The sequence below is a fragment of the Williamsia sp. z34 genome (assembly GCF_059553395.1).
This window is the reverse complement of the sequence record NZ_JCANWW010000013.1, coordinates 97,711-120,701: the sequence shown is the minus strand read 5'-3', so window position 1 is coordinate 120,701 and position 22,991 is coordinate 97,711. Positions and strand designations below refer to the sequence as shown.

The 22,991-nt window shown below is 66.0% G+C and carries 18 protein-coding genes and 1 tRNA gene; 5 read left to right on the top strand and 14 right to left on the bottom strand.

Annotated features, from left to right (window positions below; genetic code table 11):
* The first annotated feature begins 14 nt into the window (after positions 1–14).
* Both AC51GT_RS24280 and AC51GT_RS24275 read left to right on the top strand, forming a co-directional pair.
* Complete coding sequence (locus AC51GT_RS24280) at positions 15–743, top strand: thioredoxin-like domain-containing protein (protein WP_496325915.1); 729 nt, start codon at positions 15–17, stop codon at positions 741–743.
* Between the two features lie 90 nt (positions 744–833).
* On the top strand, positions 834–1,544 hold the full coding sequence (locus tag AC51GT_RS24275) for a thioredoxin-like domain-containing protein (RefSeq protein WP_496330418.1): 711 nt from the start codon (positions 834–836) through the stop codon (positions 1,542–1,544).
* 63 nt (positions 1,545–1,607) lie between these two features.
* On the opposite strand, the gene rho is transcribed toward AC51GT_RS24275, so the two are convergent.
* The 6 genes from rho to argS all read right to left on the bottom strand — a co-directional run bounded on the left by rho (position 1,608) and on the right by argS (position 10,542).
* Entirely contained in the window at positions 1,608–3,767 is a 2,160-nt protein-coding gene (gene rho, locus AC51GT_RS24270) for a transcription termination factor Rho (protein ID WP_496330417.1), read from the bottom strand.
* Positions 3,768–4,075: 308 nt separating this feature from the next.
* Positions 4,076–5,035 carry a homoserine kinase gene (gene thrB / locus AC51GT_RS24265; RefSeq protein ID WP_496325918.1) on the bottom strand — a complete coding sequence of 320 codons (960 nt, stop codon included), beginning with the start codon at positions 5,033–5,035 and terminating at the stop codon, positions 4,076–4,078.
* 54 nt (positions 5,036–5,089) lie between these two features.
* Positions 5,090–6,169 carry a threonine synthase gene (gene thrC / locus AC51GT_RS24260; protein WP_496325919.1) on the bottom strand — a complete coding sequence of 360 codons (1,080 nt, stop codon included), beginning with the start codon at positions 6,167–6,169 and terminating at the stop codon, positions 5,090–5,092.
* Positions 6,162–7,472 carry a homoserine dehydrogenase gene (locus AC51GT_RS24255; protein ID WP_496325920.1) on the bottom strand — a complete coding sequence of 437 codons (1,311 nt, stop codon included), beginning with the start codon at positions 7,470–7,472 and terminating at the stop codon, positions 6,162–6,164. The genes thrC and AC51GT_RS24255 overlap by 8 nt, the downstream gene beginning before the upstream one ends.
* Positions 7,469–8,893: a diaminopimelate decarboxylase gene (gene lysA / locus AC51GT_RS24250; protein WP_496330416.1), complete on the bottom strand. Its 1,425-nt coding sequence runs from the start codon at positions 8,891–8,893 to the stop codon at positions 7,469–7,471. The genes AC51GT_RS24255 and lysA overlap by 4 nt, the downstream gene beginning before the upstream one ends.
* A complete protein-coding gene (gene argS, locus AC51GT_RS24245; protein ID WP_496330415.1) occupies positions 8,890–10,542 on the bottom strand; it encodes an arginine--tRNA ligase in 1,653 nt (550 codons plus the stop codon). Before argS ends, lysA begins: the two co-directional genes overlap by 4 nt.
* A 193-nt stretch (positions 10,543–10,735) precedes the next feature.
* On the opposite strand from argS, the gene AC51GT_RS24240 reads away from it, so the two are divergent.
* Positions 10,736–11,599, top strand: coding sequence for a thioredoxin-like domain-containing protein (locus AC51GT_RS24240; RefSeq protein ID WP_496325923.1), 864 nt, complete (start codon positions 10,736–10,738; stop codon positions 11,597–11,599).
* A complete protein-coding gene (locus tag AC51GT_RS24235) occupies positions 11,599–12,372 on the top strand; it encodes a DUF305 domain-containing protein (RefSeq protein ID WP_496330414.1) in 774 nt (257 codons plus the stop codon). The genes AC51GT_RS24240 and AC51GT_RS24235 overlap by 1 nt, the downstream gene beginning before the upstream one ends.
* 85 nt (positions 12,373–12,457) lie before the next feature.
* Here the strand turns inward: AC51GT_RS24235 and AC51GT_RS24230 are convergent, their stop codons facing one another.
* From AC51GT_RS24230 to AC51GT_RS24200, 7 genes are all read right to left on the bottom strand, one after another.
* Positions 12,458–12,868 (bottom strand): DUF5313 family protein, encoded by a 411-nt coding sequence (locus AC51GT_RS24230; RefSeq protein WP_496325925.1) that lies wholly within the window; start codon positions 12,866–12,868, stop codon positions 12,458–12,460.
* Between the two features lie 28 nt (positions 12,869–12,896).
* Entirely contained in the window at positions 12,897–13,379 is a 483-nt protein-coding gene (locus AC51GT_RS24225; protein ID WP_496325926.1) for a MarR family winged helix-turn-helix transcriptional regulator, read from the bottom strand.
* A 246-nt stretch (positions 13,380–13,625) separates the two neighbouring features.
* A tRNA-Arg gene (locus AC51GT_RS24220) sits at positions 13,626–13,698 on the bottom strand.
* Between the two features lie 66 nt (positions 13,699–13,764).
* Entirely contained in the window at positions 13,765–16,380 is a 2,616-nt protein-coding gene (locus tag AC51GT_RS24215) for an ATP-binding protein (RefSeq protein ID WP_496330413.1), read from the bottom strand.
* On the bottom strand, positions 16,377–17,588 hold the full coding sequence (locus AC51GT_RS24210; protein WP_496330412.1) for a metallophosphoesterase family protein: 1,212 nt from the start codon (positions 17,586–17,588) through the stop codon (positions 16,377–16,379). Before AC51GT_RS24210 ends, AC51GT_RS24215 begins: the two co-directional genes overlap by 4 nt.
* 97 nt (positions 17,589–17,685) lie before the next feature.
* On the bottom strand, positions 17,686–19,284 hold the full coding sequence (locus AC51GT_RS24205; RefSeq protein ID WP_496330411.1) for a hypothetical protein: 1,599 nt from the start codon (positions 19,282–19,284) through the stop codon (positions 17,686–17,688).
* Positions 19,281–20,591 carry a DUF7937 domain-containing protein gene (locus AC51GT_RS24200; RefSeq protein ID WP_496330410.1) on the bottom strand — a complete coding sequence of 437 codons (1,311 nt, stop codon included), beginning with the start codon at positions 20,589–20,591 and terminating at the stop codon, positions 19,281–19,283. The genes AC51GT_RS24205 and AC51GT_RS24200 overlap by 4 nt, the downstream gene beginning before the upstream one ends.
* Positions 20,592–20,737: 146 nt before the next feature.
* On the opposite strand from AC51GT_RS24200, the gene AC51GT_RS24195 reads away from it, so the two are divergent.
* On the top strand, positions 20,738–22,324 hold the full coding sequence (locus tag AC51GT_RS24195) for a molybdopterin-dependent oxidoreductase (RefSeq protein ID WP_496330409.1): 1,587 nt from the start codon (positions 20,738–20,740) through the stop codon (positions 22,322–22,324).
* A gap of 1 nt (position 22,325) precedes the next feature.
* Here AC51GT_RS24195 and AC51GT_RS24190 read toward each other — a convergent pair whose 3' ends face one another.
* Positions 22,326–22,970, bottom strand: coding sequence for a TetR/AcrR family transcriptional regulator (locus AC51GT_RS24190; RefSeq protein ID WP_496325932.1), 645 nt, complete (start codon positions 22,968–22,970; stop codon positions 22,326–22,328).
* Positions 22,971–22,991: the final 21 nt, after the last annotated feature.

Sequence of the window (22,991 nt, the reverse complement as noted above, 5' to 3'; positions counted from 1 at the left end):
GGACAGGTATCACGGTGACACACGCGAGACGATTCGCAGCAACTGCATTTGCACTGGCCATCGGGTTGACGGCCTGCAGTTCCACACAATCGGACAGTGCCGAGGGAAGTTCGGAGGGCGCATCACCGTCGGCCTCGGACAGTCTCTCGCTCCTGGACTTCGTGCCGAGCGGACTCAATCCCGATCCCACCGATCAGATCGACGGCGTGCTGAAGGTCTACTACCCGCCGCCGGCCCATGTCGAGCGTGAGGAAAAGGTGCGATACACACATGCACCACCTTTCGGTGGAACCCACGACTGGGCCTGGGCCGGATGTACCGGCGTGGTCTACCCGATGGCGATCCGCAGTGAAACCGCCGTCCACTCGCTCGAACACGGCGCCGTCTGGATCACGTACAACCCCGATGTGGACGCCGAGACCGTCGACAGGCTGGCCGAGCGCGTCGCGGGGGTGGAATACACGCTCATGTCGCCGTATCCGGGTCTGGATCAGCCGATCTCCGTGCAGTCCTGGGGACATCAGCTCAAGGTCGAGAGCGCGGACGACCCCCGGATCGACCAGTTCATCACCGCGACCAAGCAGAACGCGCAGTCGAACGTATACCCGGAGGATCCGACCGCGGCCGCACATCCGACCCCGGGAACCAGCTGTACCGCGGTACCGGATGCCTTTGATCCCGCCGATCCCCCACCGTTCGAACCCGGACCGGGCACGATTCCCGAAACCAAACCCCAGACCTGACCGTTCTGACCCCGTAGGGGGGTTCTGACAGGATGGTGGCCCGGTGGCCCGGCATCGACGCCGATCACAATCGATCAGACAGGTGTGAACGTGAAACCAGCGGTACAGCTCGCGGCGACCGGATTGCTACTGGTCATCGGCCTGAGCGCATGCAGTTCGTCGCAGAACGGCGAACCCCTGGCAGCAACCACCGGTGGCGAATCGGCCGGCAGTTCGACCCGGGAGTTCGAACCGACCGGTTCCAATCCTGATCCGACCGATCAGATCGACGGTGTCCTCAAGGTCTACTACCCCGCCGCCGAGCACGTGACCGACAGCCAAAAGGTGAAGTACACGTACACCCCACCACTGGGCGGGCGCCACGACTCGGTGTGGGCAACCTGCACCGGTGTGGTCTATCCCGTTGCCATCCGCACCGAGAATGCCGTCCACTCCCTCGAGCACGGCGCCGTCTGGGTCACCTACAACCCCGACGACCTCGACGCCGACGACATCGCCGAACTCGAGCAGCGCGTCGATGGCCTGAATTATCTGCTGATGTCCCCGTTTCCCGGTCTCGACCAGCCGATATCGCTGCAGTCCTGGGGTCACCAGCTCAAGGTCAGCGATGTCGACGATGAGCGGATCGACCAGTTCATCACCGCCACCCGGCAGAACACGCAGCCCGGTGTGTACGACGAAAGCCCCTCGGCGACCGGCTATCCCGAACCCGGTGCCACGTGCGCGACGGTACCGGGACGATTCGACCCCGCCGATCCCCCACCGTTCGATCCGGGACCGGGCACCGTCCCCGAGAGCTGAAACAAAAAACCCACCTCTTCCGGACCGGAAGAGGTGGGTTTGTCGTCAGGTCTGGGGACGGGTTCAGTCGTCCTTCATGTTCCCCGCTGCGGTCTTCTGCACCTGCATGAGGAACTCCATGTTGTTCTTGGTCTTCTTCAACTGGCTGACCAGCAGGTCGATGGCCTGTTGCGAATCCAATCCGGAGAGCACCCGGCGCAGCTTGTGCACGATGGAGAACTCCTCGGGCGACAGCAGCAACTCGTCCTTACGGGTACTGGACAGGTTGACGTCGACGGCCGGGAACACCCGACGCTCCGAGATCTTGCGATCGAGTTTGAGCTCGGCGTTGCCGGTGCCCTTGAACTCCTCGAAGATCACGGTGTCACCGGTGGAACCGGTCTCGACCAGTGCCGAGGCGATGATCGTCAGGGAACCACCGTTCTCGATGTTGCGGGCCGCACCCAGGAAACGCTTCGGCGGGTACAGCGCCGTGGAATCGACACCACCGGAGAGGATTCGACCCGACGCCGGGGAGGCGTTGTTATACGCGCGTCCCAGTCGGGTGATCGAATCCAGCAGGACGACAACATCTTTACCGTCTTCGACAAGACGCTTGGCCCGCTCGATCGCGAGCTCGGCGACCGAGGTGTGATCTGACGGCGGCCGGTCGAAGGTGGAAGCGATGACCTCACCCTTGACCGAACGCTGCATGTCGGTGACCTCTTCAGGCCGCTCGTCGACGAGGACCACCATCAGGTAGCACTCGGGGTTGTTGATCGAGATCGCGTTGGCGATGTTCTGCAGGATCGTGGTCTTACCCGCCTTGGGAGGCGAGACGATCAGCGCACGCTGGCCCTTGCCGATGGGCATGACCAGGTCGATGACGCGGGTAGAGATCCGATCGCTGGTGGTCTCCAGACGCAGTCGCTGGTTCGGGTACAGCGGGGTCAGCTTGTTGAATTCCGGTCGCCGCTTGGCGGTTTCGACGTCGGCACCGTTCACCGAGTCGATCCGGACCAGCGGGTTGAACTTCTGCCGCTGATTCGACTGGTCGCCGTCACGGGCGACCTTTACCGCACCGGTGATCGCGTCACCGCGACGCAGTCCGTTCTTGCGGATCAGGTTCATCGACACGTAGACGTCGTTCTGCCCGGCCAGGTATCCGGAGGTCCGCACGAATGCGTAGTTGTCGAGGACGTCGAGAATGCCCGCCACCGGCTGCAACACATCGTCGTCGGAAACCTGCGGCTCGCCGCCGCCACCGGGACCGTCGGTCCGATCGCGTCCACGACGACGCTCGCGGAAGCGGCGTCCGCGCCGTCCGCGGCCGTCACCGTCTCCGTCGTCGTCGGGACCGTTGTCGCGATTGTTGTTGCGCGGACCGCTGTTCTGGTTGCCGGCGTTCCGGTTGTCGCCACGGTTGTCGCGATCGGCGGTCCGGGTGTCGCCACCGCGGTTGTCGCCACCACGGTTGTTTTCGCCACGGTTGTTTTCGCCGCGGTTGTCGCCACCACGGTTGTTTTCGCCGCGGTTGTCGCGGTCTGCGTTGCGCGTATCGCCGCCCCGGTTGTCCCGGTTCTGCCCGCTGTCGCGGTTCTGTCCGCCGGACTGGTTGTCACGGGACTGGTTGTCGCGCCCGCCCTGGTTGTCGCGAGCACCGCTCTGACCGTCCCGGTTCGTGGCCGTACGATCTTGACCGTCGCGTCCACGACGACGTTGACGGCGGCCATCGGAACCATCGCCGGACTCGTTGTCGTCAACCGATTCGGCGCTGACCTGCGCCGGAGCGTCGGAACCGCTGTCCTTCGACGCCGATTCCGCGCTGTCGGTCGAGGCGCCACGGCGCCGCTCACGGCGAGCCGTCTCCACCGGAGCCGCCTCGGCATCGGCCTTGGTGGCCGGAGCCTTCTTGGTCTCCTGCACGGCCTCGGCCGGTGCGGCGGACTCGGTCTTGGCCGACGTCTTCTCGGCGGGCGCCTTGGCGGCCGTTGCCCTGGTCTTCGCAGGCGCAGCAGCAGCGGTGGAGCCACTCTGACGCTCCTTGATGGCCGCGATCAGGTCGCTCTTGCGCATACCTGACGTGCCTTTGATGCCGAGCTCGCCGGCGAGGCCGCGCAACTCGGTGAGAACCATCCCCGACAGTCCGGTGCCACGACGACGTTCGGCCTTCGGAGCATCGACTCCGCCGAGGTCAAGTGTGTTTTCCGCACCCTGTGCAGTGATGAGGTCCGTATCCGTCAACGGATATCCTTTCCTTCCCCCGCCGGTAGATTCGCGGGGGCAGTGTTTCTCGCACCCGCAGACCAGGTGAGAGGTGCCGCTATTTGGAGCGGTCTTTTAGGCTTTTGTGTCGTATGCCGCGCTTCGATTTCACGGAAGGACGCCCGCGGGCTCTGACCGTAGAATTTCACATTTCTTGTGAGAAGCACGCGTGGTGAAACTTTCGCGGCTGGACGGGTACATGCTAACCACGATCAACAGTATGAGCAACACCCATCGATGACGGCGTGTTCCCTGACAGCAGATGAGCCAGCTGACCCGGCCGCTTCTCAGTGTACGACTACTCCCGGCGCGATCTCTACCTCGTCGATCACAAATCCCAGTTCAGCCGCCTTCTCGGACGATCCGGCGGGCATGGGCGACGTGGTAAGCGCCAGCACGGTCGGGCCGGCGCCGGAGACTGTGGCGGGAACACTCCGCTCCCGTAGCCAACGAACCATCTCCGCGGTGGCAGGCATCACCGGGGCGCGGTAGTCCTGGTGCAGCCGGTCCTCCGTGGCGGCGAGCAGCAGGTCCGGGTCGGTGGTCAGCGCCACCACGGTCAGTGCGGCACGACTGACATTGAAGACTGCGTCCACCCGCGCGACCGCGTCGGGCAGGAGCCCGCGCGTGACGGCCGTGGACGACTCGACCTGCGGAATCATCACAAACGCCCGGATGGACGGATGGACATCGAGCTTTCGGGCGAAGTAGCGCACCGCACGGGGCGCGTCGGTCTCCAGCGCCGCAGCGGCCTCACCGCACTCGCCCTCCGACCACGACACCACGGCCGCGCCGAGAACACTGGCCGAGGCGTTGTCCGGGTGTCCTTCGAACTCCGAGGCCAGCTGCACGAGTGCATCGGTCGACAACGGGGTGCCGACCCCCGCCGCACGCACCAGTCCGGCCGCTGCGGCCAGTCCCCCGACAACTGCCGATGCCGATGAACCCAGCCCACGCGAGTGCGGAATGCTGTTGCGGCACTCGACATCCAGACCCGGCGCCGTGACACCGGCCGCCTCGAGACCACGGTTGATCGCACGAACGACCAGGTGGCGTTCGTCCAGGGGCACCCCCTGGGCACCTTCGCCGCTCACGCTGATCCGCAGGCCGGGGCCGGAGACGGTCACCGAGACGTCGTCGTAGATACCCAGCGCGATACCCAGCGAATCGAAGCCGGGGCCGAGATTGGCACTAGATGCGGGCACGCGAGCGCTCGCCTGCAGACCCACAGGCAGAACAGGGTTCATTTCGCGCCCGTCAACTCGCGAGCACGTTCGGCGCGGCGGGCGGCCGGCTGATCATCAGTTCAGCCCGAGTGCGGCAGCGACCGCCACCGGGTCGACCGGGATCGCCTCGACGGGCGGAATGCCCGCCAACGCGGTATCGGGGTCCTTCAGACCGTTGCCGGTGACGGTGCAGACCACCAATTCACCTGCGGAGATCCAGCCGTCTGCGCGTGCGGCCAGCAGGCCGGCCACGCTCGCGGCCGACGCCGGCTCCACGAAGACCCCCTCACGGCCGGCGATCAGCCGGTATGCCTCGAGGAGCTTTTCGTCGGTGGCGGCGAGGAACTGGCCGCCGGACTCGTCCTTGGCCGCCACGGCCTGGTTCCAGCTGGCCGGAGAGCCGATGCGGATTGCGGTGGCGATGGTTTCGGGATCCTTCACCGGGGCACCGGTCACCAGCGGCGCAGCACCGGCAGCCTGGACACCGAGCATCCGCGGCGTCGAACCGACAACACCATCGCGGTGGTATTCGGTGTAGCCCTTCCAGTACGCGGTGATGTTCCCGGCGTTGCCGACCGGCAGTGCGTGCACATCCGGGGCCCGGCCGAGCACATCCATGATCTCGAACGCCGCGGTCTTCTGACCCTCGATCCGCGCGGGGTTGACCGAGTTGACCAACTCGATCTGCGAGAACTCTGCGGTCGCCTTACGGGCGAGCTCGAGACAGTCGTCGAAATTGCCTTGCACCTGAATGATTTTCGCGCCGTGCATGACCGCCTGGGCGAGTTTGCCCATCGCGATCTTGCCCTCGGGGATCAGCACCGCACAGGTGATCCCGGCCCGGGTCGCGTACGCCGCGGCCGAAGCCGAGGTGTTGCCCGTCGACGCGCACAGGACTGCGGTCTTGCCGTTGTTGACGGCGTTGCTGACGGCCATCGTCATTCCGCGGTCCTTGAAGGAACCGGTCGGGTTGAGGCCCTCGACCTTGAGATACACCTCGCAGCCGGTGATCTCGGACAGATGCGGGGCACTGATCAGCGGGGTGCCGCCTTCGAGGAGGGTGACAACCTTCCAGTCGTCACCGACCGGGAGCCGATCCCGGTAGGCCTCGATCAGACCCGGCCATGCACGGTGCACAGCAGCTGACTCACTCATTGGTACCCTCCAGTCGCAAAACACTCGAAACACTCAACACCGCATCCAGCTTCTCCAGCGCCGCAACGGTTTCCGACAACGCCGCATCCGGGGCACGATGGGTCACCACAACCAGGCGGGCATCCGCGCCGGCACCTTCCTGGCGCACCGTGGAGATGCTGATGTTGCGCGAGGAGAACTCTCCGGCAACCGTTGCCAGAACGCCGGGCTTGTCGGCAACCCGCATCGACACGTAGTAGCGGGTACGCACATCACCCATCGGGGCGATCGGCAAAGACGCGTAGGTCGATTCCAGTGGGCCGCGCCCACCGTGAACTTTGTTCCGTGCGGCCATGACCAGATCTCCCAATACTGCCGATGCGGTCGGGGCACCGCCTGCGCCCTGGCCGTAGAACATCAATCGGCCGGCGTTCTCCGCCTCGACGACCACTGCGTTGAAGGCGCCGTTGACCGCGGCGAGTGGATGCTCCAACGGAACCAGCGCGGGGTAGACACGCGCCGAAATCCGTTGCGTTCCATCTTCATCGACGATCCGTTCGCAGATCGAGAGCAATTTCACCGTGCAGTCGAGAGCGTGCGCCGAAGCGAGGTCGTCCGCGGTGATGCTCGAAATGCCCTCGCGATAGACGTTCAGCGCGGTCACCCGCGAATGGAACGCGATCGAGGCAAGGATCGCCGCCTTCGCCGCAGCGTCGTAACCTTCGACGTCGGCCGTCGGATCGGCTTCGGCATATCCGAGTCGGCCCGCCTCGGCGAGGGTCTCGTTGTAGTCGCTGCCGTCGGCATCCATCGACGAGAGGATGAAGTTGGTGGTGCCGTTGACGATTCCGGCCACCTTCGTCACCGTGTCACCGGCGAGCGACTGCATCAGCGGACGGATCACCGGGATCGCGCCGGCCACTGCCGCCTCGAAGTAGAGGTCGACCTTTGCCGCCGCCGCGGCCGTCGCGAGCTCGCCGGTGTAGTCGGCCAGCAGCGCCTTGTTCGCGGTCACCACGGACTTGCCGCTCTGCAATGCCTCCCGGATGAGCATGCGAGGCGGGTCGATACCGCCCATCAGCTCCACCACGATGTCGACGTCGTCGCGTGCGACCAGTTCTTCGGGCTTGTCGGTGAGCAGCGCCGGGTCGATACCGCGAGACCTGGCCAGGTCGCGGACCGCCACACCACGAATTTCCAGCGGTGCACCGACGCGGGCCGTCAGATCTGCGGCGTTCTCGGTGAGGATGCGCACCACCTCGGTACCGACGTTGCCCATTCCCAGTACCGCAACACCAATGGCGCGCGTGCCGTTCTCCGTCATTCGTTCACCTCCAAGCTCAACAAATCTTCAATGGTCTCGCGCCGCAGCATCACCCGCGATGCACCGCCCTGCACTGCGACCACGGCCGGCCGGGTCACCATGTTGTAGCGGCTCGACATCGTGTAGCAGTACGCACCGGTCGCACCCACCATGAGAACATCTCCGGGTCCGACGTCGCCGGGCAGCCAACAGTCCTTGACGATGATGTCACCGCTCTCGCAGTGCTTTCCGACCACGCGGCTGACCACGGCGTCGGCGGTCGAGATCCGGGAGGCAAGGCGCACATCGTATTCCGCCTGGTACAGCGCGGCCCGGATGTTGTCGCTCATCCCGCCGTCGACGGACACGTAGCGGCGATGGGCCCCACCCGGTGAGATCTGGACGTCTTTGACGGTGCCGACCGTGTACAGCGTGACACCGGCCGGTCCGGCGATCGCGCGACCAGGCTCGACCACGATGGTCGGCGTCGGCAGCCCCATGGCCGCCGATTCGGTTTCGACGATGCCCGCGAGCTTGTCGGCAACTTCTTCGACAGGCGGCGGATCGTCGGACGGCAGGTACGAGATACCCAGTCCACCACCGAGATCCAGGATCGAGAGCTGGGCGGCCTTCTCGACCCCGAATTCGGCGACGACATCGCGCACCAGTGACAGCACCCGGCGTGCGGCCAGTTCGAATCCGTCGACATCGAAGATCTGCGATCCGATGTGGCTGTGCAGTCCGACCAGACGCAGGTGTTCGGTCGCGAAGACGCGGCGAACCGCGTCGATGGCCATGCCACCGGCCAGGGAGAATCCGAACTTCTGGTCCTCGTGCGCGGTGGAGATGAACTCGTGGGTATGGGCCTCGACACCGACCGTGAGCCGGATGAGGACGTTCTGGACCACGCCGAGGCGGCCGGCGATCTCATCGAGGCGCTCGATCTCGATCATCGAGTCCAGCACCACGTGCTCCACACCGGAGGAGGCGGCCAACTCGAGTTCCGTAACCGACTTGTTGTTGCCGTGCAGCGCAATCCGGTCAGCCGGGAATCCCGCGCGCAGGGCAACGGTCAGCTCCCCCGCCGAGCAGACGTCCAGCGAGAGCCCCTCGGAATTGACCCACCGCGCGATCTCCGACGACAAAAACGCCTTGGACGCGTAGTGCACGTGCTGCGGGGCACCGAACGCCTTGGCCATCGCGGCGCAACGGGCCCGGAAGTCGTCCTCGTCGATGACGAACAATGGCGTTCCATACGTCTGCGCCAGTTCGGTCACCGGGATGCCGCCGATCCGGGCGACGTCGTTGCTGTCGCGATCAGTCCCCTGGGGGTAGACGTTGGCCGGCAACTGCGCCAGATCGGCCGGGCTGTTGGGACGTTCGGCAAGCCGGGGTTCGGCGAGGAGCTCCGCGTGAAGCGGGCCTACCGGGTTGGCGCTCACATTCTCTCCGGTGCGCTGACGCCGACCATCGCCAGACCGTTGGCGATGACCTGCTCGGTGGCGCCGCACAGCGCCAACCGGGCGGCGTGGATGTCGGCCGGTTCCTCGTCGCCCTGGGGCAGCACGCGGCACCGATCGTAGAACTTGTGGTAGGTACTGGCCAGCGCCTCGAGGTAGCGGCAGATGCGGTGCGGTTCACGCAGTTGCGCAGCCGTGTCGACCACTGCCGGGAAGTCGCCGAGGGTTCGGATCAGATCGCCTTCGGCCGGATCGACCAGCAACTCGAGATGATCAGTGGAGGCGACCAGACCCAACGCCGCCGCGTTGCGCGCGATGGCGCAGAGCCGGGCGTGTGCGTATTGCACGTAGTAGACCGGGTTCTCGTTCGACTGGCTGACGAGCAGGTCCAGGTCGATGTCGATGTTGACGTCCACCGAGGACCGGATCAGCGAATAGCGGGCGGCGTCGACACCGACCGCCTCGACCAGATCGTCGAGGGTGATCACGGTTCCGGCGCGTTTGCTCATCCGGACCGGCTGCCCGTCCTTGACCAGGTTGACCATCTGGCCGATCAGGACCTCCAAGCGGTCCGGATCGTCACCGAGCGCGGCTGCAGCGGCCTTCAGTCGCACCACGTAGCCGTGGTGATCGGCGCCCAGCATGTAGATGCAGAGGTCGAAGCCACGATCGCGCTTGTCCTTGAAGTAGGCGATGTCGCCGGCGATGTACGCGGCTTCACCGTCACTCTTGATGACCACCCGGTCCTTGTCGTCACCGAAGGCGGTGGAACGGAGCCACCACGCACCGTCGTTCTCGTACAGGTTGCCGTTGGCCTTGAGCTCGGCGATCGCCTTGTCGACCTGGCCGGACTCGAACATCTTGTTCTCGTGGGTGTAGACGTCGAAGTCGGTGCCGAACTCATGAAGATTTTTCTTGATCTGCCCGAACATCAGGTCCACGCCGCGCGAGCGGAACGTCTCGAGACGTTCGGCGTCCGGGCGATCGAGCACATCGGGTACCTCGGCGACGATCTGTGCCGCGATGTCGTTGATGTACGCACCCGAGTAGCCGTCTTCGGGGGTCGGTTCACCCAGCGCGGCGGCCTGCAGCGATCGCGCGAAACGATCGATCTGGGCGCCGTGGTCATTGAAGTAGTACTCGCGGGTCACCGCGGCACCGGCGGCCGACAGAACCCGGCCGAGTGCGTCACCGACCGCGGCCCAGCGGGTGCCACCGAGATGGATGGGGCCGGTGGGGTTGGCCGAGACGAACTCGAGGTTCACCTTCAGGCCGTCGTAGTGCTCGCTGGTGCCGTAGGCGTCACCGGCCGTCAGGACGTCGGCGACGACCGCGTTCTGCGCATCGGCGGCCAGGCGGATGTTGACGAAGCCGGGTCCGGCGATGTCGGCGGTGGCGATACCGTCGCGGGAGATGAGCTCGGTCGCGAGCCATCCGGCCAGCTCACGGGGATTGGCTCCGACCTTCTTGCCGAGTTGGAGCGCGATGTTGGTGGCGTAATCGCCATGCTCAGGATTTCGTGGGCGTTCCACGACAACAGACTCCGGCAACGCGGACACGTCGAGTCCGTGGTCGGTGAGCACTGTGGAGGTGGCGGCATGCAGGAGTACCGCGAGGTCGGCGGGGGTCACGATGCACCATCCTATTGGCCGACCGACGTCCAACGACAATCGCATTGGCTTGACACCGGTCACTGCCGGAGCGGTCGGTGGGTTCTTGTCAACACTCGGCCCGGTGAAGACGCCCACGTAGACTCTCATATCGCCGGTGACCAAGTCGGCAGTGCGACGTCCGCTCTCCATAGAATTGCACCGAAAGAGATCCATGGCTGACGCCAAGAACAAAGGCAACATCCCGAAGAGGCCCGCGGGCTCCGGGAAGAAGAAAAAGGCTGGTCAGATACCGGTGGTCAAGGCCGGCGGTGGCCGTCAGGTCCCGTGGGGCACCGTCGGTGGAGTACTGGTGGTCCTGCTCATCGTCGCCGGACTCGCCATCTATCTGATCCCCAAGTACGAGGACAAGCAGGAGGTCGCGCAGTACACGCCGTCCTCCTCGAATCCGGATCCTTCGGACAAGATCGAAGGCGTCACCAAGATCTACTACCCGGCCGGTCAGCACGTCGAGCCGACCCAGCGGGTCGCCTACGACCAGTCGCCGCCGTTCGGCGGGCCGCATGACGCCGTGTGGGCGACGTGTACCGGCATCGTCTACCCCAACGAGTTGCGGACCGAGAACGCGGTCCACTCGCTCGAGCACGGTGCGGTCTGGATCGCCTACAACCCCGAGACCATCGCCCCCGGCGACCTCGACATCCTGAAGTCGAAGGTCGAGGGTGAGTCCTACATGCTGCTCTCGCCGTACCCGACGCTGGACCGGCCGATCTCGCTGCAGTCCTGGGGCCACCAGCTCAAGCTGGACTCCGCCGGCGACCCGCGCGTCAACCAGTTCATCGAGGCGCTGCGCCAGAACAGCAACACCGGGGTCTACCCCGACTACCCGGACGCGACCGCGTATCCCGAGGTCGGCGCGCAGTGTGCGGCGATCCCCGGATCCTTCGATCCGAGCAACCCGCCGCCCGCCGATGTCGGTCCGCTTCCGGCCGACGCGATCCAGATGGACGGCGCCGGCACCACGCAGGCCACCGATGAAGGCGGCATGGTTCCGACCGCGCCGAACCCGGCAGGCTGATGACGGCACCGGACGAGGGCCCCCGCGACGACACCGATCGGAACGCCACCGATCGGGATACGCCGCGCGGTCATCGGAGTCAGCAGACCGCGGTGCTCGTCCTCGGTGCCGTCGCAGTACTGCTCGTCGGAGTGGTGGTGGGGCTGTTGCTCCGCACCACGTTCGACGGCGATGATGGCGACGGCAACCGGCCCGCGGGGGATTCCGCCGCGGTCGGTTTCGCGCAGGACATGAGTGCGCATCACCAGCAGGGCGTCGAGATGGCCACGCTGGAGGTGTACGGCGGCAGTGATCCGCAGGTCCGCAGCCTGGCCTACGACATCCTGACGACGCAGGTCAATCAGATCGGTCAGATGCAGTCGTGGCTGACCCGCTGGGACTACCCCCTCGACAATTCCGGCGATCGCATGGCCTGGATGACCGATGGCGGGGCCGGCCACGGACACGGCGGGTCCACCGAGGAGGGTTCCACGGAGTCCGGCATGGACATGGCGATGTCCGGTGCGTTGATGCCGGGGATGGCCACCACCGAGGAGATGAACAAGCTGCGATCCCTACAGGGCAGCGAGCTCGACATCTACTTCCTGCAACTGATGTTGCGCCACCATCAGGGCGGTATCGGGATGATGGAGTACGCGGTGGATCCCGACCATGTCAGCGAGGACTACGTCCGTGAACTGGCCCAGCAGATGATCAACGTCCAGAGTGCCGAGTCGGAGACGATGACAAAGATGCTCGAGAGTCGGGGCGCGGCACCACTTCCGATGAACTGACCGCGACAAGCGTCCGATCAGCCCCGCACGACAAAGCCCCTGTCCGAAGCCGGACAGGGGCTTTGTGTTGCTCGCGGGGGGCGCCTCAGCGCAGATTGCGCCGCTGCTGCACCGGGACGCTGCGGCCGTGGATCTTCTCGTAGGCAGCCCGGTTGGCGTCATGCTTGCGGACCCGTTCGGGACTCTCGAGGTCAGAGGGCAGGCCGTGGAGTTCGAGCCGGTGCTCCCGGTTCATCTGCATGTAGGCACTGCAGTAGAACAACGCCAGGATGAGTCCCAGCAGGATCATCGCCAGTCGCAGATAGATCGGTCCCGGGAAGAGCAGGAACAGCGCAAAGACGGGCAGGAACGGGATCATTCCGCGTAGGAGGTGCCGCGGAACCCGCCAGCGACCCGTCAGGTCGTGCCGGACCCAATCCTGCAACTCGTCGGGCAGCTTGCGCCCCCAGCTGTAAGCGATCCACTGCCACGGGTTCGGCCGTCTGCGCTGCGTCATCTTGTTGCTCCTGAAATGCATTGGAACCCTAAGGTTCCAGGGTGATCGTGCCGGTGGCGATGGCCGCTTCCGCCGCCTGGTTTACAGTGCCCAGGACCCGGTGCAGCTCTTCGAGGACGTCCAGGTCGACACCGAGCGTCCGGACGACTGCGAACGGGATCTTCTCCGCTTGGGTCCGGAGTTCGCGGCCGGTCTCGGTGAGTTCGACAACCAGTTGCCGTTCGTCGGTGACGCTGCGGGTGCGGGTGATCAATCCGGCTGTCTCCAACCGCTTGAGCAGTGGCGAAAGGGTCGGCGAATCGAGCCGCAGGGCTTCGGCGATCTCACGTACCGACATCGGCGCCCGCTCCCAGAGCGCCAGCATCACCAGGTATTGCGGGTGGGTCAGTCCCAGTGGTTCGAGCAGCGGCCGGTAGACACCCAGGACCGTCCGGTTGGCCACGGCCAGTGCAAAGCAGACCTGACGTTCGAGGGCCAACGGGTCGCCCTCGATCAGCAGTTCGTCAGACATCACACCTCTTTGCTCGTGCCGACATAGTTATTGCACTAACTATATGCGCACGAAGGATCTGCTGCACAAGTCCCGGACGATGGCCTGACGGACCATCTGCGACTTTAGGTGAACCACAACAGCATTGAAGACGTCGCGACGGTGAACCGCCGAGTCCGCGTGCTCAGCGAGTTTGGCGAACGGGATCTCGGCCGGGAATCGACGTGACGCGGAAAGAAAAAAGGGTCACGCCAGAAAGAAGAAAAGTGCCCCCGGCAGGATTCGAACCTGCGGCCTTCCGCTCCGGAGGCGGACGCTCTATCCCCTGAGCTACGGGGGCTCATCGGGCGAGGATCAGCGTAGCGCATCAGACTCGGCCAACCCAAAACGCCAGGACGAGTTGGTCTCAGACGGCCACCAGCTGCGCTCCCCCGACACCGGAATAGCGGGCCGGGGTACAGGTCAGGACGATCACCTGGGTCTGCCGGCCGGCATGCCCGAGAACGGTGGCCATGCCCGCCAATCGGCCCGGGTCGGTGTACCCGAGTGCGTCATCGATGATCACCGGCACACCGTCGACCGGGTCGACCAGCATTGCGCAGGCCAGCCGACTGATGATGCCGAGTTGTTCCTTGGCTCCCCCGGACAACGACTCGTGGTCGACTGTCACGCCGTCGAGGGTTCGGGTGGTGATGCGCAGCTCCTCGTCCACACCGATCTGCAATGTCGGGCCGAACACGACTTTCCCGAGACGCAGGATCTGATCGGAAAAGGGTGCGACGTATCGCCGCCGGGTGTTGTCCCGGTGACGTTCCAGTGTCTTCATCAACAGCGCAACAGCATCCGCCCGCATCTGGACCCTAGAATATTCCGCTTGCGCACTCTCCAATTCGGTTGCGGCCCGGTGCAGTTGATCGAGCTTGCCGTCGTCACGCCGAATGTCGATGCGCGCTCGGAGCTCGTTGATCTCATCGCTGAGCGACTTGAGTTTGGGTTGTCCCTGCTCGACCACCGCAGCCTGGTTCGCGTACCGCATCTCGAGGGTCTCCAGATCGGCGTCGGCGATCTGCGCGTCGATCTGGACCAGCGCCCGCTCGGCCTCGGCCAGCTGGGCGAGTAGGTCGCCGCGGCGGCGCGCCAGGTCGGCGTCATCGGCAGACTCGGTCAACTCGGCGCGTTGCACCTGCAGTTCGTCACGTTGCCTGCGAAGTTCTGCGGCGTTGTCCCCCAGCCTGCGCATCTCGGCATCGAGACCGCTTCGGCGGCTGCGTAACCCGGTCGCAGTCTCGGACAGTCGGGCCACGGCGGCGGCCGCCAGATTCGATGCCTGCTCGACCTCTGCCACATCGAGGGCGTCCTCGGACCGGGCATCGGTCCCACCCAGACGCTCACCGAGTTCGGAACATTCGGCACGCAGGGCAACCTCGTCGTGATCACCGAGGATCCCGGCGAGCTGCGCCTGCTGAGCCTCGAGCGCGCTCTGTGCCCGCTCACGCCGTCGCACAAGCGCTCGAAGCTCCGCGACGTCCTCGACACCACGTTCGGACAAAAAGCCGGCCAGCGCCCGCTGCGCCTGAGTCACGCGGTGCGCGAGCGTCGCCGACTCGGCGCCGGGCGAGACCACCACCCGAACCACACCCGCCACTTCGACGACGGTCTCACCGGTGACGGCGAACTCGGCATCGCCGGCGGCCGGTCCGTCGGCATCCGACTTCCTCGTGACATCGACGACCCCGTCGCCCAGTCGGGTGATCGACATCGTCGCGGCTGCGGCCTCGGCCTGCGCGCGAGCAACCACCACGTCGTTCAAAAGCGCCTCGGCGACCGGTATCTCCTTGCTGCCGTAGGCCACCGACGCCACCTCGCGGCGGCAACGCGCCAATTCGGCATGTACCCGGTCGACACGTTCGAGAACGCCGACGAGTTCGCGGTGGCGGGCCCGCGCGCCGTCGAGGCGCGCGCTCGCACGTGCCGCCGCCACCTGCTCGGTTGCCTCCACGTCGTTGCGGCGGGCGGCCTCGAGACGCTGATCGACCGCCTCGACCTCGCGGACACAGTCGTCGAGTCTTTCGCGCAGTTCTTCGAGCGCCCGATCAGAGCCCTCGATACCGCTGTCGCGGTCGGCGATCTGCCGGTCGATCTCGGCGCGGGCCGCCACGTCGCGGTCGAGCAACGCGAGTTCTTGGCCGATCAACCGCACCGCCTGCCGCGCATCGTGGTGGCGGCCCTGCAGACCGGCGGCCTGCTCCCGTTCCGAACTCAAAGCCGCCAACTCGACCGTGGCCAATTCCACGGCGTTGGCAACCTCCCGGCGCGAGTCGGTCAGCGAATCCAGTCTGGACGAATCGCCTGCAATCTCGGCCATGACCGCGACCATTTCGGCATGACGGGCCTTTGCGGCATCCAAATCGGCGGCTGCCGCGGCCAATTCGCGGGACGGCCGACCCTGCGACGCGGTGAAATATCGTTCGTATTCGGTCCGGACCCGATCCATCAGGACCGCATTACCCTCGGCACCCTCGACGTCACAATGGACTGCACCGCCGGCGGCGTCGAGAGCCCGCGACAACGCCGAACTCCCACCGAGATCACCGACGCACGGGTCGGCAGACTGCATCAGGCGCAGCGCCTTGAACAATCCCATGTCGACCGCACCGTCAAGGATTTCGGAGACCCGGTCATGAGCGGTGCGCCCGCTGAGTTGTTCCGGCGCCGGTTCGTGGATCACCAGTTCGGTGCGAGCCGCCCGGTTGAACTGTTTGGTATACGTGAATCGGTAAGGGCCACAGCTGATATCGGCCTCCACCAGGCTGCCGGCATCAACACCGGCCGGCGCCACCGCCCGCACCCGGGTGCTCTTGCTGTCGGAACGGGTCTCCAGCAGCAGGTCCAGCGCCTCGATCATCGACGACTTGCCGGCCTCGTTGGCGCCCTCGACAACCGTCACGCCCACAGGAGCAAAATGGATCTCTCGCTCGACGATCCCCCGAAAATTGCTGAGCCGCAGCCGATGCAGCTTCACCGGCGATCCCCTGCCAACCGGAACAGAAGGGCCAGTGCCTCCTGTGCAGTGGCCGCCTCCGAATCGGGGCCGACGGCGACGCTCGACAACTCGGCCACCGCATCGCCGATGAAACCGCTCAGGGCCAGCTGGTCGAAATCATCCGGTCCAGGCCGGATCACCAGATCGTGTTTCAAGGCCCAGAACGTCTGGGCGGCAAACCTGTCCGCGAACTGATCGAGCATCTCGTCGAGCTCTGCCCGCTGCGTGATGGTCACCGCACCACACAGCGCGAGCTGGACCACGGTGCGCGTCTTGTTGTCGATGGCGTCCAGCCGGTGGCGCAGCTCGACGATGTCGTCGGCGCCGTTCACGTCGTGCTCGATGGTCCGGAATGACCACTGGCCCACCGCATGCGGCGTCACGGTCACCGATTGCGGGCCGGCGTCGGGATCCTGCCCGGGCAGACCGGCGCCGCGGGTGAGCGTCACCACCAGCACCTGCCCCGGATCGGACTCCTTGTGGTCGTAGTTGGTGACCTCTTGGGCACCGGAGTACCAGATGCGCCCGGTTCGACCGACTTCGGTGGCCGAGTGCCGATCCCCCAGTGCCACGTAATCGACCAGTCCCTCGTCGATCGCCCGTTCCAGATCGCCGACACCGATCAGCGTGGGATCGTCGGAATCGGGTGCGAGGTAGTCGACGCGACCGTGGCCGGCGACGATTCGGATGTCCTCACCGGGCGACAGACCGTCAATTTGCCTGGCCAGCAGATCCGACAAGGGCACCTTGGTGGTCCACGGCGCCGCGATGATCCGGATGCCCGGCCGCACCTGCACCGGACCGGGGGTGCCCAGAACGTGCACGTTCGTCGGCAGGTGTTCGGTGAACACCCGGGAGCTGTAGATACTCGATGCGTCCATCGGGTCGTGGTTGCCCGGCAGCAGATACACCGGAACCGGCACCTGCGACAGTTCGTCGAGGCTTTGGCGGATCACCCGGGAGGAGACCTGCCGGTCCTCGAACACATCGCCGCACACCAGGACGAACTCGGCATGATGCTGCGATGCCAACTGACCGATCCGGCCGATCGCCTCTTGACGGGCAGCTGTGTACCGCGCCTGCGCATCGCCTTTGAGGAAATGCCGGGTCATGCCCAACTGCCAGTCGGCAGTGTGGATGAACGTCACCTCGGTGGCGGGCTCGAACAGTGGAAGCGCGACACTCACAGGTGACTCCTCTCGGGGGGTTTCGTCGGCAACTGCGACGATCCTACGAGGGCGCTACGACAGAGCGTTGGACCTGCCGCGGTGGGTCACCGACCGATCAGCCCCGCTCGCTGTCCACCGTCACCATTCCGGCGACCGCCAACACGATGACGCGGGTGCCTGCGGTCACCTCGTATCCGTACTGTGAGCCGCCGTCGTCGTAGAGACTCTCCCGGCCCTGTATCCCGCCGTCGGCGTCGACCACCACGATCTCGCAGAAACCCGGCACCGCCTGCGCCGAACAGGAGAATTCCACCAGGTCGCCCGCGGGCGCGGGTTCGATAACCGCGATCCCGGCTCTGATCGCGTCGCTGACCGGTTCCACCTCGACGACGACCTCGTCGTCGGGCCCGAGGCCGGCAGCCGGCTCCCGATCGACGATCCTGGAGAAATCCATCCGGGTGAGCGCTGCGAGCAGATCGCCGTCGAGTCCGGCAATCTGCTCCTGGATGATCCCGATCCAGTCGAAGCCGGTCGCGACCGGGCTGATCTTCCAGCCACCGTCGGCCGGCACCGCCACCAGGTGACCCAGTGCCGAATAGAGCCCGGCGGCGAAGCCACCACCCCCGGAGACGCAGACCCCCTCGCTGTCCGCGGCCGAATCGGTGCTCAGACAGTCCCCGTCGAACACGATGTCCGCAACGGCGTCCCCGTCACGGGCCGTCGCGCGGATCCGGTCGACCCTCACGCGCGCCTGCCCGTCCTCACCGGGGCTCACGCTGTACGCGATGTCCTCGATCTGCACCGCGATCTCGTCAGCGAACCCCAAGTCGGCGTCCGGACCGAGTTCGCCGTTGATACCCGCGGCGTAGGCCTTGAGCAGGCGGGATTCCACACCACCCATCGCGTCGGCGACATGGTTGATGTCGGACGTCTCGATGGTCCTGATCAATCCGTCGACAAACCCGTCGGCTGCGGCCCGCGGTGAGTCGTAGGTGATCTGCGATTGGCCGGGATCGACTGTTTCCCACCCTGATTCCTCTGCGATGTACTGGGCTGCGGTGAATGCCGGACTGACATACCAACTCCCGTCCCGTCGCACCGACATCAGGAACGGGGACTGTTCGTCGCCCCGGAGCAGCATTGTGTCCCTGCCGGAATCCCGGTCGGTGCCGGTGGTCAGCGAATAGCCGACGGATGGACCGTCGATCGAGATGGTGACCTCGATGGGGCCGCGTTCGCCGGTGTCGAGGGCAGGGATCTGTTCGGCGACCGATTGCACCGTCCCGGCGTCGATCGTCACCACGACCTCGGCGCGATCGATCGAGACCTTCGCGAGGTCGCCGCCAAGGGCCTGCGACGACACCGACAGATCTGACACATCGATCTCGACGCCGTCGAGTTGGTCGGCCACCGTGTCCGACGACAGACCGGCCTTGCGTTGAACGTCCACCGAATCCTCGAGCAATCCGGCCAGCTGATAGGTCTCGTCCGGTGGCAGCAGCACACCGAGCCTCGTCCAGTCCTTGTCTTCCAGGGCATCGAGGAACTCCTCGACCGATTCGGTCGCGGAGGTGGCGCCATCGACCCCGGACACCAGTATCCGGTTGATCAGGAAGCCGCACACCGCCAGCGCGGACACCACCACGACCACGAGCAGCGCCTTGAACAGTCCGGTCCGGGGCTGCACCGACACAACGCGGTCGTCGGGGTTCATCGCGGGCCCTGCGGTGGCGAAGCTGCCGTTTCCCTTCCGGTCGCACCGCTGTCGTGGCGGTGCCACGGACCGAACCCATCCGACGTGTCCGGCGTGTCCGCCGGTCCGAACATCGCCGGCGCGAGGGCTTCTCGCCAGATGATGAACACCGGTACGACAACCGCGTTGAGCCACAATGCCATCGGCGCGGGCTGGTTCCAGTCGACCCGAAGGCTCATCAGGAGCAGGACGGCGAGCCCGCAGGCGAACAGGATCACCGCCAGCAGCAGCAGGGTCTTGCGCTGGTCGGCATGGCTGCCGGACAGCCGATCTCGGGTGAGCACTGCCCCGGCCAGGGCGATCGTGAAGAACAACAGCGCGCCGAGTGTCGCGGCCGACGCGGAATAGAGCGTGAGCCGAACCACCGACAACGCAACCCACAATGCCGAGACCGCGGCCACCAGACCCAGTGGCGGCCCGTAGTACTGCGCCTGGGTCCACGACGGACGGGTGGGCAACGCCGGCGACAGTGCGGCGGCCCCGATCCCACCGAGCAGGCCCAGACCCAGGTGGGACAACTGCACGGTGTCCACCGACAGGTACGGCATGGCGGGCAACGAGACCATGATCGCCCATCCGGCAACCGCCCAGGCCGGCAGCGAAAGTGCCAATCCGGCACCCGGTCTGCCGACCGCCGCGGCCCAGATCAGCCGGCCGATGATGACCAGCCAGACCAGGGCGGCAAGTGCATCGACCAATGGGTTGAGCACCCCGACCCGGAGCCCGGCGACCGCATCGATGCCGTCGAAGAAGCGAAAGACCGAGGTCGACGCGCCGGCAACGGACGACACGGTGAACAGCACTCCGAGACTGATCAACACCAACCGCGCCTGCAGACCCGCCCGCGAGGAGGCGCCGGGAGCCAGGTCGAACAGATCCGACCGGCGCGGTTGGGCCGCCAACACCGCCCCGACCAGACCGATCCACACCGCCGGACCCAAACCGGTACTGCCGTAGGACACTTCGAGCCATCGGCTCAGGACGTCCCAGAACAAATACACCGTCACCAGAACCAGGTACGGCACCCCGGCGACCAGTTTCGCCGTCCGCAACCGCGCCGGGGACCAGGTCGGCCCGAACAGCCCCCGCCGACTTGCCGCAGGCAACAGCAGTGACAACAACGAGATCCCGGTGATGAGCGCCGCGTCCACCCGAAGCAACGCAACCGAGTCGGCGTTCCAGTCCAGACCCAACGACACCAGCAGCGCAACCGCCGCGACGACGTCGCGCATTCGATCGGCCCGGGTGGGAACCGCCTCTGGCAACATCTGCGTTCCTCCCCCACAACCCCCCGAAGCAAGGGTCATATCGTACGACAGTCGTCAACAAACGCGAGTCCGCGGTCAGCGGCTCTTCCGGCCCCGGTGCAACTCACCGGCCGCCGACCGGGCTCCGGCGAGGGGATACTGATCCCATGTCCTTCTCCCCGCGTGAACGTGCGCTCGCCGCGACGATCAGCGGAGTCCTGTCTGCCGCGCTCGGTGTCGGCGTCGGTTACCTCTGCGCACTCCTGGTCGATCGCGGCGCGGCCCCGCTTCACGCGGTCGGCTCCGCAGTCATCGACGGCGCGCCCGCGTCGATGCGTGAATGGGCCATCGACACATTCGGCACCGCCGACAAACCGGTCCTCCTCATGTCGATTGCGGCGATCATGGCACTGCTCGCAGCCCTCGCCGGGCCAGCCGAACTGAAGCGACCGCCGGCCGGACCGGTGATCTTCGGCGTGGTCGGCGCCGTCGGGATCGCTGCCGCGCTGGACCGGCCGACCGCGGCGTGGACCTGGGCGCTGCCCACCTTGCTCGGCGTTGCCGTCGCGATGATCGCGCTGCACATCCTCATGCGTCGCATTCAACCCGGCACCCCAAGCGCCGCAACAGCTGTGACGCCACATTTGGATCAGTCGACCGACGAGCACGAAACACGCGGCGTCGCACCGGAGGTCGAACGACGACAGTTCCTGGTCGGGGTCTCCACCGTCGGTGGTGCCGTCGCGGTCACCGGACTCGGCGGGTGGATGCTGTGGCGCACCACCGGCTCCGTCGGCGCCGATCGCGCCGCCTTCGATCTGCCGTCCGCCGCGAACACGGTGACCACCGTCGCGCCGGACCTCGATGACGTCACCCCGTTCATCACCCCCAACAAGGACTTCTATCGCATCGACACCGCGCTGACCGTCCCCCAGGTGAAGAGCGATTCATGGTCGCTGCGGATCCACGGGATGGTCGACCGCGAGATCCGCATCGACCTCGGTCAATTGCGCCGCGACCACACGGCATTCGACGCGGTGGTGACGCTGACGTGTGTGTCGAACAGTGTGGGCGGAGATCTGGTCGGCAACGCCAGATGGACCGGCTACCGGCTCCGCGATCTGCTCGCCCTCGCCGGACCGGCGGACGACGCGGACATGGTCCTGTCCACCAGCGCGGACGGATGGACGGCCGGCACACCCCTGACCGCGCTGACCGACAACCGGGACGCGATGCTCGCGGTCGGTATGAACGGACAGCCGCTGCCCGTCGAGCACGGTTACCCGGTGCGCATGGTGGTTCCGGGTCTGTACGGGTACGTCTCGGCCACCAAATGGGTGGTGTCGCTCGAGGTCACCCGGTTCGATCGGGCCCGGGCCTACTGGACGACACTCGGCTGGGCGGAGAAGGGCCCGATCAAGACCAGCTCTCGGATCGACGTACCCCGGCCGAACTCCTCGGTGGCCACCGGACCGGTGACGGTGGGTGGCGTTGCCTGGGCCCAGGGCCGCGGCATCCGTGGGGTCCAGGTCCGCGTCGATGACGGCCCGTGGAACGACGCCGAGGCCCTGGCACCGGATCTTCTCGACGCCTGGCGGTTGTGGAAATGGGACTGGGACGCCCAACCCGGCACACATGAACTGACCGTCCGGTCCATCGACGGTGACGGTCAGCCACAGATCGAGGCGCAGGCGCCGTCGGTTCCGGATGGAGCCACCGGCCTGCACACCATCGCGGTGTCGGTGGCCGGCTGAGCTACCTGGGTGAGGCGGAGTCGGCGATCAGGCCGGCCACGAGCGAGAGTGACCTGCGTGCAGCGGCATCGTCGCGATCGACCAGCCACCACTGCACTGTTCCGAAAAGCATCTGCAATGCGGACCGAACCAGGGTTCGATCATCGATGTCCCACTTCATCTGACAGCGCTCACCGATCTCCGATAGGTAAGCGCGCCCGTACTTCTCAGCGGTCTGATGTTGCACCAGAGCCTGACCGGCAGAGGCCGAACCGCTCGGCTGCCGCAACGAGAACAGCATCGATTCGATCATCAGTAACCAGCGATCAGGGAATTCCGCGGCGCGGCGCCACACCCCGGTGAGCGCCTCCTCGACCCAGGTGTGCAACGCATCTCGGCCGGTCTCGAGGGTGCCGGTCGGGATCGAACCGGTCAGCGCCTCGAGTTGTTCGGTGATCACCTTCTCGATCATCGCCGCGACGAGCTGCTCTTTGTCGTCGAAGCAGTAATGCACAACGCCCAGTGAGACTTTGGCCTCTTCGGCGACGCCGCGCACGGTCACCGCGCTCATCCCACCGCGATCGGCCAATGCCAGGGCACTCTCCACCAACTGTGCCCGACGATCCTCTACGGACAGACGGCGCGGGCCCGGGACGTCACTGTGCATGTCGCCCAGTACATCCCGCCC